Annotated in this window: 12 protein-coding genes; 7 read left to right on the top strand and 5 right to left on the bottom strand. The window is 72.7% G+C overall.

What is annotated here, in order from left to right; translation table 11 throughout:
• Nucleotides 1-8: 8 nt before the first annotated feature.
• Entirely contained in the window at nucleotides 9-1364 is a 1356-nt protein-coding gene (locus MVG78_RS05255) for a glycosyltransferase family 4 protein (protein WP_247558854.1), read from the bottom strand.
• Nucleotides 1365-1479: 115 nt separating this feature from the next.
• On the opposite strand from MVG78_RS05255, the gene MVG78_RS05250 reads away from it, so the two are divergent.
• Nucleotides 1480-1857, top strand: a complete 378-nt coding sequence (locus MVG78_RS05250; protein ID WP_247558853.1) for a tetratricopeptide repeat protein — start codon at nucleotides 1480-1482, stop codon at nucleotides 1855-1857.
• Nucleotides 1858-1862: 5 nt separating this feature from the next.
• Nucleotides 1863-3596: a glycosyltransferase gene (locus MVG78_RS05245; protein ID WP_247558851.1), complete on the top strand. Its 1734-nt coding sequence runs from the start codon at nucleotides 1863-1865 to the stop codon at nucleotides 3594-3596.
• Nucleotides 3597-3994: 398 nt separating this feature from the next.
• On the opposite strand, the gene MVG78_RS05240 is transcribed toward MVG78_RS05245, so the two are convergent.
• Entirely contained in the window at nucleotides 3995-4465 is a 471-nt protein-coding gene (locus MVG78_RS05240; RefSeq protein WP_247558849.1) for a DUF1489 family protein, read from the bottom strand.
• A 220-nt stretch (nucleotides 4466-4685) separates the two neighbouring features.
• On the opposite strand from MVG78_RS05240, the gene MVG78_RS05235 reads away from it, so the two are divergent.
• From MVG78_RS05235 to MVG78_RS05215, 5 genes are all read left to right on the top strand, one after another.
• A complete protein-coding gene (locus MVG78_RS05235) occupies nucleotides 4686-5600 on the top strand; it encodes an aldose 1-epimerase family protein (RefSeq protein ID WP_247558847.1) in 915 nt (304 codons plus the stop codon).
• A 206-nt stretch (nucleotides 5601-5806) separates the two neighbouring features.
• On the top strand, nucleotides 5807-7021 hold the full coding sequence (locus MVG78_RS05230) for an amidohydrolase (RefSeq protein WP_247558845.1): 1215 nt from the start codon (nucleotides 5807-5809) through the stop codon (nucleotides 7019-7021).
• A gap of 159 nt (nucleotides 7022-7180) precedes the next feature.
• Nucleotides 7181-8773 carry an ABC transporter substrate-binding protein gene (locus MVG78_RS05225; protein ID WP_247558843.1) on the top strand — a complete coding sequence of 531 codons (1593 nt, stop codon included), beginning with the start codon at nucleotides 7181-7183 and terminating at the stop codon, nucleotides 8771-8773.
• A 317-nt stretch (nucleotides 8774-9090) separates the two neighbouring features.
• Nucleotides 9091-9855 (top strand): HpcH/HpaI aldolase family protein, encoded by a 765-nt coding sequence (locus MVG78_RS05220; RefSeq protein ID WP_247558841.1) that lies wholly within the window; start codon nucleotides 9091-9093, stop codon nucleotides 9853-9855.
• 5 nt (nucleotides 9856-9860) lie between these two features.
• Nucleotides 9861-10580, top strand: a complete 720-nt coding sequence (locus MVG78_RS05215; RefSeq protein ID WP_247558839.1) for an alpha/beta fold hydrolase — start codon at nucleotides 9861-9863, stop codon at nucleotides 10578-10580.
• A gap of 367 nt (nucleotides 10581-10947) precedes the next feature.
• Here MVG78_RS05215 and MVG78_RS05210 read toward each other — a convergent pair whose 3' ends face one another.
• The 3 genes from MVG78_RS05210 to MVG78_RS05200 all read right to left on the bottom strand — a co-directional run bounded on the left by MVG78_RS05210 (nucleotide 10948) and on the right by MVG78_RS05200 (nucleotide 16615).
• Complete coding sequence (locus MVG78_RS05210) at nucleotides 10948-13620, bottom strand: TIGR02302 family protein (protein ID WP_247558837.1); 2673 nt, start codon at nucleotides 13618-13620, stop codon at nucleotides 10948-10950.
• The gene (gene lysA, locus MVG78_RS05205; RefSeq protein WP_247560315.1) at nucleotides 13617-14939 is read right to left on the bottom strand and encodes a diaminopimelate decarboxylase; all 1323 of its coding nucleotides are present in this window, start codon (nucleotides 14937-14939) and stop codon (nucleotides 13617-13619) included. The genes MVG78_RS05210 and lysA overlap by 4 nt, the downstream gene beginning before the upstream one ends.
• 191 nt (nucleotides 14940-15130) lie before the next feature.
• Entirely contained in the window at nucleotides 15131-16615 is a 1485-nt protein-coding gene (locus tag MVG78_RS05200) for a lytic transglycosylase domain-containing protein (RefSeq protein WP_247558835.1), read from the bottom strand.
• Nucleotides 16616-16888 lie beyond the last annotated feature (273 nt).

Genomic DNA, 16888 nt, shown 5'->3' with positions numbered 1-16888 from the left:
CCCTGCGGTCAGCCGGTGCCGGCCTCCATGGGAATACCCACCCGGGCATAGACCTCGGCCAGCCGCTTCTCATAGGCCGTGGCGGAGAAGAGCGCAGCCCGGCGCGGCCCCACTTCCGCGAGATGGCCGCGCAGGGATTCATGCGTGTCCAGGGCGCGGATGCCTTCGGTGAGGGCGCGGATGTCGTAGGGATCGACCGTCACCGCCGCGTCGCCCACCACCTCCGGCAGGGAGGCGGTGTTGGAGGTGAGGACGGGCGTGCCGAGGCTCATCGCCTCCAGCGCCGGCAGGCCGAAGCCCTCGTAGAGCGAGGGGAAGAGCACGCCGCGGGCGCCGCGGATCAGGCTGACGAGGAGGCGGAAGGGGGCGTAGTCCACCAGCATGATGCGGTCGCGCAGCCGGCGCTGGCTGCTGGTGACGGGCTCCTGCTGGCCGGGCAGGAGCCAGCGCTGATGGTCCTCGTAGAGCATCCGCAGCTCCTCCTGGCTCTTCCAGGCCTGCTTGCCGACGATGACCAGGGGGCGTTCGACGCCGGATGCGAGGTAGGCCTCGATCAGCCGGCCGACATTCTTCTTGGGCTCGATGGCGCCGAAGAAGAGGAAGTATTCCTTCCAGTCCAGGCCGAAGGAGCCCATCAGCTCGTCGCGCGCCTCGCCTTCCGGCTTCTGCGCCAGGGCACGCGGCAGTTCCACCGACTGGTAGGTGTTGGTCACCTTCTCCGGCGGGCAGCCGAGCAGGTCGATGATGTCGCGGCGGGAGGCTTCGCTGACCGTGACGATATGGTCGGCCTGCTGCACCAGGAGGCGGTTCAGGCGCAGGTAGCGGCGCTTGTGGTCGAGGGTGGTGTAGGGCAGGCGCAACGGCACCAGGTCGTGCAGCGTGTAGATGTTGCGGGTGCCGCGCACATGGACCGGAACCGGATAGGTCCAGTGCATCACGTCGGGCTGCCGGGGTAGGCGGACCTTGAGCCGATCCTTGTGCATCTTGAAGTGGTTGGCGGAGAGGCTGAAGAGTTCCTCCACGTTCCAGAGATGATCGAAATGCGGCAGCCGGGCCTCGAAGGGCCGGGTGATCACCCGGCCGGTGATGGGCACGGGCTGGGCCTTGTGGCCGATCATCGGCAGGAGCAGGCGGCGCGCGGTGCGCAGCAGGCGGTTCATCGGCTTGGGCTTGCCGACGCGGTTGTCGAAGAAGGCGATCTCGCGGATCAGCGGGTCCTTCGCCGGGCTGGCCCGGGTGCCGTAGAGCACACCGACTTCGGCCCCCATGGCGCCGAGGCGGAAGGAAAGGTTGCGGGCATAGGTGGCCACGCCGGTCCCATGCTCCAGTCCAAGGTTGTACCCGTCGATGTAGATGCGCGCCATGGACACAGGCTAGACGCTGGGAAGAGCCTGGGGGAGGTGGCGTGGCGGGCGATTTTTCGCAGCCGCAACCAAAGGATGTCTTGACGAAGTATTAACATCGTGGTGCGGCATTGGCATGTCACAGGCCGCAACCCTGCTCGAAGACGCCGACCGCGCCCGCGATGCCCGCGAATGGCGGGCGGCCGCCACGCTCTATGGCGACTATCTGCGCCTGCGGCCGGATGACCGCGCCGCCATCGTGCAACAGGGGCATATGGTGAAGGAGGCCGGGGACCCGGAGGCCGCGCTGGCGCTCTATGAGCGGGCGCGGAGTCTGGACGCGGCCGATCCCGACATCCACCTGCAATCGGGCCATGCGCTGAAGCTGCTGCACCGGCTGCCGGAGGCGCTGGATGCCTATGGAAGGGCGCTGGCGCTGGACCCGGAGGGCGAGGACCCCTGGCGGGAATGGCTGGCGCTGGCCCGGCGTGGCCGCCCCCGCCCCGCCGACTGACAGGCGTGGGGCTGGATCTGTCCGACCTCGTCTCCTGGGTCCTGGGTGGCCGGCGGGCCCCCTCCGGCATCCAGCGGGTGCAGTACGAGATCGCCGCCAGCCTTTGCGCCGGCGGGGGAATGAACGATGGCGCGGTGCTGGCCTGCGCCATGCTCCCGGCCGGGAATGGGGTGGGCGGCTGGCGCGAACTGCCGGCGCCGCTGCTGCTGCGGCTGCGGCGCCTCGCGATCCAGGGGGGCGCCGATCCGCGCGAGGCCGCCTGGCAGGAGGCGAGCGGCATCCTCCATGACTGGCTGGCGGCAGCGCCGGACCTGGCCCTGGCGCCGGGCGCGCTGCTGCTCTGTCCGGGCACGGCCTGGGCCATGCCGGAACAGGCGGCGCGGCTGGCGGCGGCGCGGGAGGCCGGGGCGCGCTACGTGCCGCTGCTGCACGACACGATCCCCCTGGCCCTGCCGGAATGGTGCGAGGCCCGCACCGTGTCGGACTATGCCGCCTGGTTCTCGGCCCTGCCGCTGCTGGCCGACGGCATCCTGTGCAATTCCGAGGCGACGGCGGCGGATCTGCGCCGCTTCGCCGCGCGGTACCTGCCGGGGCAGGAATGGCCGCCGCTGGCGGTGGTGCCGCTCAACGGCGCCCCTCCCCCGCCGCCGCGCGAGGCCAGCCTGCCGCCGGAGCTCGAATCCCGGCCCTATGCCCTTTGCACCGGCACGATCGAGGGGCGGAAGAACCACCTGCTGCTCTTCCAGGCCTGGCTGACACTCGCGCGCCGGCTGGGGGGTGCCTGTCCCCTGCTGGTCTGCGTCGGCCGGCCGGGCTGGCGCTCGGAAGGGGCCATGGCGCTGCTCGAAGCCTCGCCGGAGCTGGCGGCCCGGGTGGTGATCCTGCCCGAGGTGGACGATGCCACCCTGTACGCGCTGACGCGGCATTGCCGCTTCGCGGTCAGTGCCAGCCATGGCGAGGGCTGGGGCCTGCCGGTCAGCGAGGCGCTGGCGCTGGGGCGGCCGGTGCTGGTCCCGGGGCACTCCGCGCTGCTGGAAAGCGGCGCGGCGGGCGCGACCTTCTTCACGCCGAATTCCGAGCCCGACCTTGTGGAGAAGGCGCTGGCGCTGATCGCCGGACCGGAGCTGGCGGCGGCCCGGATCGCGCCGGGTGGCGGCTGCCGGCCCTGGGGCGAGGTGGCGCGGGAGATGCTGGCGCGGGCACGTGCCCTGGCCGGGGCCGCGCAGCCGGCTGTGCCGCCCCGGCTGCCGCCGGGCCTGCGGGTCCGGCTGGCGCCGCCGCCCAGCCGCCGGCCCAGGCTGGAACAGGCGCTGGCGCAGGTGCTGCCCAACGGCCCGGGCTGGCTGCCCGCGGAGGCGGGGGCGCGGCCCAGCCTGCCGGGTTTGGCGCGGCTGCGCTGCCGGGTGCCAGAGGGGGTGCATGGCGGGGCGCTGCGGCTGCTGCTGGAGGTCCGGGCACCGGCGGAGCCCTGCCGGTTGCGGATCAGCGCCTGGCGCGGGGGCGGCGAGGAGGTGGCCACGACGCTGGACCTGTCGCCGGGGGAGGAGGCGAAGGCCATGCTGCTCCTGCCCGCCCCGGAGGAGCCAGGGGAAGACGGCGTGCTGGAGATCCTGCTGGACAGCGAGGCGGAGGAGCGCGGCGCCGGTCTGGTCGCCCTGGGCCTGGCACGGGAAGACGTGCTGGAGGACCGGCTGCGGCTGATCGAGGGTCGGGAGTTGCTGGCGGTGCTGCCGGACTGATTTGCGGGGCGGGCCTCACGTCGGGCGTTGCTCTGTCCCGGGGGACAAGGCTCCGCCTTTCCCCCGGCCCCCCTGATCCGCCAGGAACCTGAGGTTCCTGGACCTCCCATTCGTTGGTGCTGACTGCAGCCCGATCACGCCGGAGAGCATCGCTCTCCGGCGACTGCCGGTGTCACCAGCGCGGACAGGATGTTTTTCTTCTTTTCGGGAGCCCCGCCGATCCACCTGCGCTCAGGGATCAATCGACAGACTGACGGCCACCACCAACGCCCACGAAAGCCCGGGGTCCGGGGACCGGCTTCGGTCCCCCATCATGGGCATGGGCGGAGTGGGGGTCCGGGCGGAGAGGCAGAGCCTCTCCCCCGGGGCCGGCCACGCAGCGCAACGGCAGAGTTGCCTCAGATCAGCCCGAGTTCCCGCAGTTCGCGGCGCAGGCGGGGTGGCAGGGAGTCGAGCCCTTCCGCCACCGGGCCATCCGCGGGCAGGTCAGGCGGGGCGGCGTCCGGCTGGAGGTAGCGCCAGCCCTGGAAGGGCTTCTGCGGGCGCATTTCCACCGGCACCAGTTCCGGGTCGAGCACGAGGCCGACCTGGGCGCGGCCATCGGCGGTCTGTCCATCCTCCAGCCCGATCAGCCTCTGCCGGACGCGCACGAAGCCGGCCACGACCCAGTAGATGGAGCCGCCGTCCAGGAGTTCCCCACCCCGGCGCGGGATCATCCGGGTCCAGTGGCGCAGCGGCGGCTGCTCGGCGAGGCGGCGGGCCTGGATCTGGCGCAGCTCGGCCACGTCCTTGGGGCCGACGGAAAGCTTGATGAGATGCAGCACGGTGGCGCCCATCTGCGCCGCTCCGGAGCCATCGGCAAGATCCATTCCCCGCCGGATACCCCACCCAGGACGACGGGCGGGGCGCGTGGGACGCAGATGTGATGGCGGGTGGGGGCGCCGGATGGATTGCGCCACGGCATAACAAGGACCCGGCCGGTCTCCTTCCAGGACGAACCGGCCGCAATGTCATGGGGCGCTCCTGGATCGGGATGGCGCGCGGCAGGAGGGGACGGCTTTTCAGCCGGACCGGAGGAGTGGCGAAGCGATGGAACGGGACAGGCTGGAGCGGCACGAGATCGGCAGCGGAGCGCTGCGGGCGGCGATCTCGGTTCATGGTGCCGAACTCCAGTCCCTGCGCGATGCCTCCGGCGCGGAATGGCTCTGGCAGGCGGGCCCGGCCTGGCCGCGCCATGCGCCGGTGCTGTTCCCGATCGTCGGCCGGCTGCCGGGCGACACGCTGCTCCATGCGGGCGAAGCCCATCGGATGACGCAACATGGCTTCGCCCGGGACCGCCGCTTCACATGGCTCGCCCTGACCGACACGGCCTGCGCCCTGCGCCTGACGGACGATGCGGAAACGCGCGCGGCCTATCCCTTTCCCTTCACCCTGGATGTCGCCTTCGCCGTGGCCGAATCCGCGCTGGCCTGCACGGTGACGGTGGCCAATACGGGCGAGGCGCCCCTGCCCTTCTCGGTCGGCGCGCATCCGGCCTTCGCCTGGCCGCTGCCGCGCGGCGGGGCGCGGGAGGAGCATGGCGTGACCTTCCTGCCCGACGCGGCGGCCCCGCCCGGTACGCTGCGCGACAGCCTGCCGGTGCGGCGGCTGTCCAACGGGCTGCTCGACCGGTCGGAGACCCTGCCGCTGCGCCAGGGCCGGCTGCGGCTGGAAGACGAGCTGTTCCGCAAGGACGCGCTGGTGATGACGCGGCTGCCCGCCCATGCGCTGCGCTATGACGGCCCGGGCGGCGCGATGCTGGAGATGGTCTGGGAGGGCTACGAGGATTTCGGCCTCTGGTCCAAGCCGGGGGCGGAGTTCCTCTGCCTGGAGCCCTGGGCCGGCCATTCCACCCCGCTCGGCTGGGAGGGGGAGCTCGCCGGCAAGCCCGGCGTGATCCTGCTGGAGCCGGGGCGGGCGCGGCGCTTCCACTGGACGGTGACACTGCGGCCCGCCGGGGGGTGAGCCGGAAGGCCCGGCCGGCATCCGTCCGGACAGGTGAACCTGCCCCGCCGGCGGGCAGGGGCGTTCGCGTTGGCGTCGGGATGAGCCGGAAATGCTCCGGCCTCGATTGACCCGGTGCGCCGGTGGAGTCACGGTCCGCGCCGTTCCAAGACAATCCCGTGACGCCCGGCGCTGCCGCGCCGGCGTCCGCGCAACGAGGACACGACGTGACCGAAACGCCCCTGGATGCGATCAAGCGCTTCGAGGATGAACTGATCGCCATCCGCCGCGACATCCATGCCCATCCCGAGACCCGTTTCGAGGAGCATCGCACCGCCGCGCTGGTGGCGGAGAAGCTGCGGGAATGGGGGATCGACGAGGTCACGGAGGGCGTGGGCGGCACCGGCGTCGTGGGCACGCTGCGCGGCACCCGTCCGGGGCAGAGGGCGATCGGGCTGCGCGCCGACATGGATGCGCTGTTCATGGAGGAGCAGACCGGGCTGCCGCATGCCTCCACCGTGCCGGGGAAGATGCATGCCTGCGGCCATGACGGGCACACCACCATGCTGCTGGGCGCGGCGAAGTACCTGAGCGGGAACCGCGACTTCGCGGGGACGGTGCACCTGATCTTCCAGCCTGCCGAGGAGGCCGGCACGGGGGCGCCGGCCATGATCCGCGACGGGCTGTTCGAGCGTTTCCCCTGCGACGCCGTCTATGGCATGCACAACAGCCCCGGTATCCCGGTCGGACAGTTCGCGATCCGCCCGGGGCCGAACCTGGCGGGGGCGGATTTCTGGGGCGTGACCTTTACCGGCACGGGCGGGCATGGCGGCGCGGCGCCGCATCTGGCGACGGATGCGACGGTGGTGCTGGGGCATTTCCTGCTCGGCGTGCACACCATCGCGGCGCGGGCGCTGGCGCCGACGGAACCCGCCGCGGTGAGCGTGGGGCATGTGCATTGCGGCACGGCGGAATCGCCGAACGTGATGCCGTCCAGGGTGCTGGTGCGCGGCACGGCGCGGTACTTCGAGCCGAAGACGCAGGAGACCATCCGCCGCCGCCTGCGCGAGCTGGCCGAGGGGCTGGCCGCAACCTATGGCGTGACGGCGGAGCTGGACTATCAGCCACTCTGCATCCCCACCGTGAACGACACGGAGAAGACCGAGGTGGCGCGTGCCGCCGCCGGGGCGGTGGTGGGCGCCGCGAAGGTCGGGGAGATCCCGATGAGCACGGGGGGCGAGGACTTCGCCTTCATGCTGCGCGAGAAGCCGGGAGCCTTCATCCGCATCGGCAATGGCGTGAACGCGGATGGCAGCTTCCACAACGTCCACACGCCGCATTACGACTTCAACGACGAGGCGCTGGCCCTGGGGGCGGCCTACTGGGCGAGCCTGGTGCGGCATGAGCTGGGCTGGGCAAGCGAGGAGGCGAAGGCGGCCTGACGGCCCGCGCGATGCCTTCCATGGCCCGGCGGCACCCTGGCGGCCGGGCCCGTTTTCCCGGCGGGTGGGGCGTGCCGCGCCATGCCGCCGGGGCTGCCGGAGCCGTCGTCCGGCCCCCGCGCGGGCCGGGCGGCACCGAAACCAGAAAGAACACGGCCGATGATCAAGACAGTTTCCCGCCGCGCGGCGCTGCTCGCCTCGCTGTTCCTGCCGCTCTGCGGCACGCTCGCGGCGCCCGCCGCCCGGGCCGAGCCGCTGTCGCTCGCGGTCAGCGCGCCGCCGGCCAGCATCGACCCGCATTACTACACGCTGACGCCCAGCATCATGCTGTCGTCGCACATCTTCAACCGGCTGGTGCAGCGCGACGAGAATTCGCGGCTGGTGCCGGACCTCGCGGAATCCTGGAAGCTGGTGGACGACACCACCTGGGAGTTCAGGCTGCGGCCGGGGGTGAAGTTCCACAACGGCGCCGATTTCACCGCCGAGGACGTGGCCTATTCGCTGGAACGCGTGCCGACGGTGCAGAGCCCCAGCTCCTTCTCCGTCTATACGCGCGACATCACCGATGTGCAGGTGGTGGACCCGCAGACCATCCGGCTGAAGACGAAGGAGCCCTCGCCCCTGCTGCCGGCGAATCTCGCGAACATCTTCATCGTCTCGCGCTCCGTCGCGGCGAATTCCAGCACGGCGGATTTCAACAGCGGCAAGGCGGCGATCGGCACCGGGCCGTACAAGTTCGTCTCCTATGACCCGAACAACCGGGTGAAGCTGGCGCGCAACGACGGCTACTACGGCAGCAAGCCGGCCTGGGAGACGGTGGATTACCGCATCATCACCAATGACGGCGCGCGCGTGGCGGCGCTGCTGTCGGGCGACGTCGCGCTGATCGACGCGGTGCCCACCGCCGATGCGGCGCGGCTGCGCAAGGACGAGCGGCTCACCATCGCCGAGGCCGCCAGCACGCGGCTGATCTTCCTCGGGCTGGATGTGGAGCGGCAGGACGGCTCGCCCGACATCACCGGCCCGAATGGCGAGAAGCTGGACAAGAACCCGCTGCGCGACCACCGGGTGCGGGAGGCGCTGAGCATCGCCATCAACCGGCCGGCCATCGTGTCGCGCGTCATGGAAGGGGCGGCGCTGGCCACCGGCCAGTTCATGCCGCCGGGCGTCTTCGGCTACGATCCCTCCATCCCCGTCCCCGCCTTCGCGCCGGACCGGGCGAAGGAGCTGCTGACCCAGGCGGGCTATCCCAACGGCTTCAGCATCATCCTGCGCGGGCCGAACGACCGCTATGTCAACGACGCGCAGATCCAGCAGACGGTGGCGCAGATGTGGACGCGCGTCGGGGTGAAGACGCGGGTGGAGGCGCAGCCGCTGGCGACGGTGATCGGGCGGCTGAACCGCTTCGATGCCTCGGCCTATCTGCTGGGATGGAGCAATTCCACGGGCGAGCCCTCCTCCTCGCTGAAGGCGGTGCTGGGCACGCGCGATCCGGCGCTGGGGCGCGGGCTGTCGAATTACGGGCGCTATTCCAACCCGGAATTCGACAAGCTGGTGCAGCAGGCGCTCGGCACGCTGGACGACAAGGCGCGCGAAGGGCTGATGCAGCGGGCGATGAAGATGGCGATGGAGGATGTCGCGATCATCCCGCTGCATATCCAGAAGAGCGTCTGGGCGATGCGCAAGGGCTATGCCTATACGCCGCGCGCCGACGAGGAGACGCGGGCGATGAACCTGAGCCTGGCGAAGTAGGGGGCCGGGTGCGGGGGGAGGCGCCTCATCCTCCCGCCCCGCGTTCCGCCACCCCGATATGAACGGGCGGCGGGCTTCTTCGCGGCCCTGTCCTGCGCTAGCCTCGCTGGAACAAGGAAGGCCCGCGCCGCGTCCGGGCTGACTGTGCCCGGACGTTACGGGGAGAGCCTTCCATGCCCCCGGCCCCATCCCGGGCCGGGCGGCCGGAAAGGAACGCCCATGTCAGCATCGATCCCCATCGCATCCGTTCCCGGGCACCCCCTTTGGCACCCCCTTCGGCACGCTCTGGCGAGGACCGCCGGGCGGGAGGGCCGCTGATGCGCCCGAACCGCGTCCGCGAGATCGCCCGCAAGGGCGGGGTGGCGATGAACGGCTGGTGCGGCCTTCCCGCCCCCTATGCGGCCGAGCTGCTGGGACATGTGGGCTATGACTGCCTCACCGTGGACATGCAGCACGGGCTGATCGGCTTCGAGACGGCGGCGGCGATGCTCCAGGCGATCTCCGCCACGCCGACGCAGCCGCTGGTGCGGGTGCGCTCGAACGACCCGGGGCTGGTGATGCAGGTGCTCGATGCCGGAGCCTATGGCGTCATCTGCCCGCTGGTGAACTCGGCGGAGGAGGCGCGGCGCTTCTCGGAGGCCTGCCGTTACGGCCCGCGCGGCGGACGCTCCTTCGGCCCGGCGCGCGGCGTGCTCTATGGCGGACCGGATTATTTCGAGCATGCGAATGACGAGGTCCTGGCCCTGGCCATGATCGAGACCCGGAGCGGCGTGGCGGAGATCGACGCGATCCTCGCCCTGCCGGAGATCGACGGCATCTTCATCGGGCCGAACGACCTGTGTATCGAGATGGGCGAGCGCCCCTCCTCGGAGCCCGAGGCCGGGACGCGCGCCGCCACTGCCATCGCGCATGTGCTGGCCCGCAGCCGCGCCGCCGGGAAGATCGCCGGCATCTTCTGTTCCGACGGGCCAGCGGCGGCGCGGCGGGCGAAGGAGGGCTTCCAGCTCGTGAACCCCGGCTACGATGTCGGTTTCCTCGCCGGCGCGGCGCGGGCCAACCTGGCGGCGGCGCGGAGCGTTTGACCCCCATGGCCGAACCGCTCCTGCTGCTTCCCGGACTGATGTGCGACGCGCGGCTCTGGGGACCGGTGCAGGAGCGGTTGCGGGTCCTGGTTCCGGATCGCAACCTCTATGCCGGCGCGCATGTGGCGGCGCTGCGCGGGGCGCGCAGCGCGCCCGACCTCGCGGCGCGGCTGCTGCGCGACGCGCCGCCGCGCTTCGCCCTGGCGGGGGCGGCGCTGGGGGCCATGGTGGCGCTGGAGATGGTGGCGCAGGCGCCGGATCGGATCACGCGCCTCGCCCTGCTGGCCGGGGATGCGCGGCCGGACGCGCCGGAGAAGGCACCGGCTCGCTTCCGCCTGCTGGAGGCGATGGAGCGCGAGGGCGCCCGCACCATGGTGGCGCGCGAGTTCTGGCCCGATGCGGTGCCCGCCTCGCGGCGAGAGGATTCGGCGCTCTTCGACCTGCTCTGCGACATGGCCAACACGCTCGGCCCGGCGGTGCTGCGGGAACAGACCTCGGTGCTGATCCACCGTGCCGACAGCCGGCCGCGCCTGGCCACGATCCAGGTGCCGGTGCTGCTGATCAGCGGCGAGGAAGACCGGCTCTGCCCGCCCGACCGGATGTGGGAGATCGCCGGGGCGGTGCCGGGCGCACGGTCGATCCTCCTGCCCGGCGTGGGCCACCTGCCGTCGCTGGAAGCCCCGGAAGCCGTGGCCGCCGGCTTCGCGGAATGGCTCGCGGCCTGAGGCCGCGCTTCACGTCGGGCGTTGCTCTGTCCCGGGGGACAAGGCTCCGCCTTTTCCCCCGCCCCCCTTATCCGCCAGGACGCTGCGCGCCCTGGACCCCATTCGTTGGCGCCTGCTGTCAGCCGGGGCACGCCGGAGAGCATGGCTCTCCGGCGACCGCGGGTGCCGCCAGCGCGGACAAGGTGCTTTTCTTCTTTTCGGGAGCCCCGCGTTTCCGCCAGTTCCCAGGGATCAGGCGTCAGGCTGACGGCACCCATCAGCGCCCACGATAGCCCGGGGTCCGGGGACCGGCTTCGGTCCCCCATCATGGTCATGGGCGGAGTGGGGGTTCCGGGGGCCAGCCACGAGGCGCCACGGCGAAGGGCTCTCAGAACTGGCGCAGGAGGCGGTCGTAGTAGTCCAGTTCCTGGGCCGGGCGCTCGCGCTCCCCGACCCGGCGGCGCAACTCCTCCTGGATACGGCGGGTGCGCAGCATCTCGGCCTGATCGGGCACGCGGGTGTCGTTGCCGTCATTGGCTGAGCCCGCATTCTCGCGCGTGGAGCGGCCGAGCGGGTCGCGGCCACGGCCCTGGCCGCTCGCCTGATCCTGGCCCAGGCCGCCGTCCTGGCCGTTGCCGGGCTGGTTGCCAGCCATGCCGGGACCGTCGCCCTCCTCGCCCTCGCCTTCTCCCTCGCCCTGCTGCCCCTGGCCGAACTGGCGCCGCATCGCCTGGGCCATCTGGCGGCCGCCTTCGGTCAGCTCGCGCAGGGCCTGCTGCTGCTGCGCCTGGGAGTCACGGCCGGACTGGAGGGCCTCGGCGCTTTCGCGCATCGCCTGGTCGGCGCGGCCGAGCGGTTCGGGGATCTCGCCGGTCAGGTCGCCGAACTGCTGCATCAGCTCGCCCAGGGCGCGGCGCAGGGCGCGCTGGGTGCGCCCGTCGCGCTGCGCCTCGGCATCGGTGGGCTGCTGCCCGTCGTGGCCGGCCTGGTTCCGGTCCTGCTGGCTGCCCGGCTGGTTCCGTGCAGAGGGGTCGCGGCTTCCCGGGCGCTGCTGCATGCCGAAGGGCATCGGCCGGTTCGCCGGGTTCTGTTGGCCCATCGGGCCGGGGGGGCGGTCCTGGCCTTCCCCAGCCTCGCTGTCCTGCTCCCGCCGGTGGGCGCGGTCCAGCAGCTCCGCCTGCCGCCGCACCATGTCCTGCATCACGCTCATCTGGCCCTGGCCGCGCTGGCGGTTCTGCTGGCGCTGCTGCTCCCGGTCGGCGCGGGCGACGCGGCCCTCCTCCAGGGCCTTGAGCATCTCCTCCATCTCCGCCAGCTCGCGCCGTGCGTCCTCCTCGCGTCCCTGGCGCGCGGCCTCCTCCATGCGCTGGGTGCGGCGGTCCAGGTCGCGGCTGTCCAGGCGGCGGGCGTCCTCGCGCGGCATCGCTTCGCCATTCTCGCGGCTCAGCTTCTCGGCCAGGGCCTGGAGGTGCCGGTCGATCGCCGCGCGCAGTTCCTGGATGCGCTTCTCGATCCCGGCGCGGCGTTCCGCCTCGCTCTGGTTCGGGTCGCGCTGCTGCAACGCCTCCTCCAGGGCCTTGCGCGCTTCCGCGAGGGCGCGGGCGGTGCGGTCGGTCCGCCCCTCCTCCAGCGCCAGGGCGGTGTCCCAGAGGATGGCCTGGGTCTCGTCCACCGCCTCGGGGCGGCGGTCCCGGATGAGGCGGCTGCGGGCGGTGCTCAGCGCCAGGAAGACGGTGGTGTCGTCGTCGAAGGCCTCCGGTGAGGAGAGCACGCCCTCCAGCCCCGCCACCACCGGGCCACGGAGTTGCGGCGAGAGGGAGAGCATGCGGCGGAACTGGATCAGCAGCTTCGCCACGGGATGGTTGAAAGGCCGTTCCGGCAGGATGACCGGCACCTCTTCCGAGTGGCCCTCCTGCCCGGCCCCATCGCGCGCCACCAGCCGGATCTGCACGGGCAGCCCCGCCCAGGGATGGGCGCTGAGGTCGGGCTGGGCGGTGCCGCGCTGCTGCCGCGGGTTGCTGCCGGACAGGGTGAGCGGCACCGTCAGGGGCTCGGCGCCCGGGCGGGCCTCCAGGCGGATCTCGGCCCGCGCGGCGGTCACGCCCCAGTCGTCCTCGGCGGCCCAGGGCAGGCGCAGCGCGTGGCTGCGCGGCGCCGGGCCGGGTGGCTCGGCGAAGGCGATGCTGGGCGGGGCGTCGGCCTGGACGGAAACCTCCCAGCCGGCCAGTTCGGCGCCGTCGCGGCGGATGGCGAGGCGGCCGCCATTCTCCAGCGGCACCTCGATGCCGTAGCTGTCGCGGTCCAGCGCCCCGAAGCTGCGGTCCTTGCCGCCCAGGCGCAGTTCCGGGGTGCCGCCCTGGCCGCCGGACAGGGCGACGCGCAGCGCGGAGCCGGCGGGGGCGGTGAAGCCAGGGCCGCCCGGTTGCAGGAAGATCGGCGCCACGCCGGTATAGCCGGGCGGCGTCACCCAGGCCTCCAGCTTCAGGCCAGGGACCGGGGCTGGCTGGCCCAGGCTGGGCAGGAAGGCGCGGCGGATGCGCTCGCCCGCCTCATCCCCCGCCGCCACGAAGCCCGCCGCCAGGGCCACCACGAGGCCGAGGCGCAGGGCCCGCCGGTCCCGCGCCGGCAGGCCGGGGCGGGGGGCGCCGACGCGCAGGTCGTGGAGGCGTTCCGCCTGCCGGGCGAGATGGGCCTGCCACAGGGCGAGGGCGGCGGGGTCCTCCCCGGCGGGACGGTCACCCAGCGTGGCGAGGGGGCGGTGGCGCAGGCCGGAGGCGGATTCGATGCGGCGGTCGGCCGCCGCCGGGGCCGGGGCGGCGAAGCCGCGGATGGCGCGCCGGGCGGCCCAGGCCAGGGCCGCCACGAAGCCCAGCAGCAGCAGGAGATGCGCCCAGAGAGGCAGGATCAGGAAGAGGCCGGACAAGGCGGCCAGCAGGAAGAGGCCGAGCACGCCGAGCACCGGCCAGGCCCGGGGCCAGAGGGATTCCCAGAGCAGGGCCAGCCGCGCACGGCGCCGCTGGCGCGTCAGTTTCCGGGATACGCCCTCTGGCAGATCCGTCATCCCATCCACTCCGGCAGACGCTGGTGGGCCAGCAGGTCGTCGAGGCTCTGGCGTTCCCGCACCAGGGCCCAGCGCGCCCCGTCCACCAGCACCTCGGCGGCGAGGGGACGCGCGTTGTAGGTGGAGGACATCGAGGCCCCGTAGGCGCCGGCATCCAGGAAGGCCACGAGATCGCCCGCGGCGAGTTCGGGCAAGCCCCTGCCGCGTGAGAACGTGTCCCCGGTCTCGCAGACCGGGCCGACCACGTCGGCGGGCGAGAGCGGGGCGTGGAAGGCATGCGGGGCGACGGGGAGGATGCCGTGCCAGGCCTCGTACATGGCCGGGCGCATCAGGTCGTTCATCCCCGCATCCAGCACCACGAAGCGCCGGGTGGCACCGCGCTTGACCAGCACCACGCGGGAGAGGAGCACCCCGGCCGGGCCGGCGATCCAGCGGCCGGGCTCGATCATCACCGGCAGGCCGAGGGGCCCCAGCGTGCTGGCGATGGCGCCGGCCAGGGCCTCGGGCAGCGGCGCGGTCTCGTCGCGATAGGGGATGCCGAGGCCGCCGCCGCAATCCACCCGCTCCACCGGCAGGCCGCGGTTGCGCAGCGCGGTGACGAGCTCGGCCACCCTGGCATAGGCGGCGCGGTAGGCGGACATGCCCTCGGTGATCTGCGAGCCGATATGCACGGCGATGCCGACCGGACGGATGCCGGGCAGCGAGGCCATGCGGGCATAGAGGGCGGCGGCATCGTCCAGCGCCACGCCGAACTTGTTCTCGGCCTTGCCGGTGGTGATCTTGGCGTGGGTGCGGGCATCCACGTCCGGGTTCACGCGGATCGCCACCGGGGCCAGGAGGCCCATCGATGCGGCGATGGCGGAAAGCATCTCCACCTCCTCCGCGCTTTCGGCATTGATCTGGAAGATGCCGGCGGCGAGGGCGGTGCGGATCTCGGCCCCGGTCTTGCCGACGCCGGAGAAGACGCTGCGGCCGGCGCCGATGCCGGCGGCCTCGGAAATATGCAGTTCCCCGCCGCTGACCACATCGGTGCCCAGGCCCTCCGCGCCCAGCAGGCGCAGCACGGCGAGGTTGTCATTGGCCTTCATGGCGTAGTGGATCGAGGCGTCGAGCCCCGCCCCGGCCAGGGCCTCGCGCAGGGCGCGGGCACGGCGGCGCAGGGTATTGGCGGAATAGACCCAGGTCGGGCTGCCAACCTTGGCCGCGATGGCGGCGAGCGGCACCTCCTCCAGGCACAGCCCGTCCTGCGCATGGGCGGTGAGCTGCGGCCGCTGCGCCAGCAGCTCGGCAAAGGACGGGTCCGGCGTCTGCGGGGCCAGAGGGAGGGGGAAGCCATGGTCTTGCCTAATCTGGGGTGACCGGGGGGTCGGTTGAAAGCGGAAAGAGGTGCTGTTTTCCGCAACGCCGCGCAAGAGGCGGGGAGAAGGACGGTGCTTCGCCTGCCGCCCTTGGGGAAGGTGCTGGCTTCCCCGGGGCCGGAAACGCACGCCCCGCCGGAAGCCGGCAGGTGTCAGGACCCCGGCGGGACGGTGAAGCAGGGCATGCCGCTGCCCTGGAGGCGCTGGCAGGCGCTGCCGGCGCTTTCGGCGGAAAGGCCGGTCAGGCGGGCGCGGTAGAGCGTGCCGTTGTGGCTGACCGGGGTGATGCTGTCCTGGGCACCGGCGAGCAGGCCGCTGGTGCGCGAGCGGGCGACGGAGAGAGCGGCGCGGGAGATGGCCGGATCGGGGAAAGCGCCGACCTGGATGCCCCAGCCGCCCCCTCCCCCGGTGGCTGGTGCGGCGCCGCCATAGCGGGCCGGCAGGGCCAGGGTACCGGGAACCGGCCGCCGCGCCGGCGGGGCCTCGGCGGCCTGGGCGCTGCCGGTCCAGGACGGGAGGGCGCCGCGGGCCAGTGCGGGAGCCTGTGCGGGAGCCTGGGCGGGGAGTGTTGCGGCGTAGGCGGGCTCCTGGGACGCATAGGAGGCCGGGATCACCGGATTGCCGCCCCCTTCGCCCGTGCGGTTGCCGGTCGGGCTCAGGCTGGTGACGAGGCCGCCGCCGTCGAAAGCGCGGTTGGCCGGGTCGTCATAGGCATGGGCGCCACCCTCGGCGACCGGCCCACCCCCGTCATAGACCCCGTCATAAGCACGGTTGGCGGGGTCCTCCGCCGCGTAGGAGGGCGGCGCGGCATAGGTGCCCGTGGCCGGGCGGCGGGCGCTGGCCAGGCGGGTGGTGGCGGGGGAGCGGCCGGCATAGGAGGTGCCGCCACCTGTCCCCGTATAGCTGCCGGTGGGCGTGGAGGCGGTGACGAGGCCGCCGCCGTCGAAGGCGCGGTTGGCCGGGTCGTTATAGGCATAGGCCGTGCCCGAGCCGGTGGCGAAGCCGGCGAGCGGACCGATCATGGCGACCTCGGTGCCCAGGCGCGGGGCGATCCGGGCGAGGTAGTTGACCGTCTCCCCCGGCAGTTCGGAGTAGCCCGCCAGGTAGTCGGAAAGGCGCTGCGGCCCGGCATTGTAGGCGGCGAGGAAGGCCGGGGCGCCGAACTGGTCCGACATCTCCCGGATATAGGCGGCGCCGGCCATGATGTTGCTGCGCGGCTCATAGGGGTCGGAGCCCAAGCCGTAGCGGCTGCGCAGGATGTCGTAGGTAGCGGGCATCACCTGCATCAGCCCCATGGCGCCGACGCGGCTGGTGGCGGTGGGGTTGCCGGCGGATTCCTGGCGCATGACCTCGCGGATCCAGCGTTCCGGGATGCCGAAGCGGCTGGCGGCCTCGCGGATATGCGGGCCCCAGGGATCGCCCTCCGGACCGGGGGCGCGGTAGGAGCGTGCGGCGTGGGAGAGGTAGCTGCGGGCCTCGGCACGGGAGGCCCCGGCCGCGGCGGTGTCGTAGCCGTAGTCGCCATTGCCGTCATAGCCGCGGCGGCCATCCCAGACGAAGCGGCTGGTATAGGCGGGCGGGCCGCAGGCCGAGAGCAGCAGCAGAAGCGGCAGCAAGAAGAGCGCTCGTTTCGCCATGGGCCTTCCTGATGAGCCTCCCCCAATGGTTCACCGGCGGGCGGCGGGAATGGGCCGGGGTGCGATCCTGGCCATGCTCCCGCTCCCGGGCAGGCTATAGCCGGGGGATGGCTGCGGAAGGGTTGCGGCATGGCCACACCCGGTCCACGGCGACTCGCTCCCCCTCGCCGCCCATCCTTGCCCGCATGCGCCGGGATCGCGGCATCAACAAGGCGTGGCGGCGATCGCGGGGCCGCTGCTGGCGGAGGTGCGGAGGCGGAACGGTGGGGCGGC

The sequence above is a fragment of the Roseomonas gilardii subsp. gilardii genome, assembly GCF_023078375.1.
Taxonomy (GTDB): domain Bacteria; phylum Pseudomonadota; class Alphaproteobacteria; order Acetobacterales; family Acetobacteraceae; genus Roseomonas; species Roseomonas gilardii.
The sequence above is the reverse complement of the archived record's forward strand: the minus strand, read 5'-3'. Positions and strand labels throughout refer to the sequence as shown.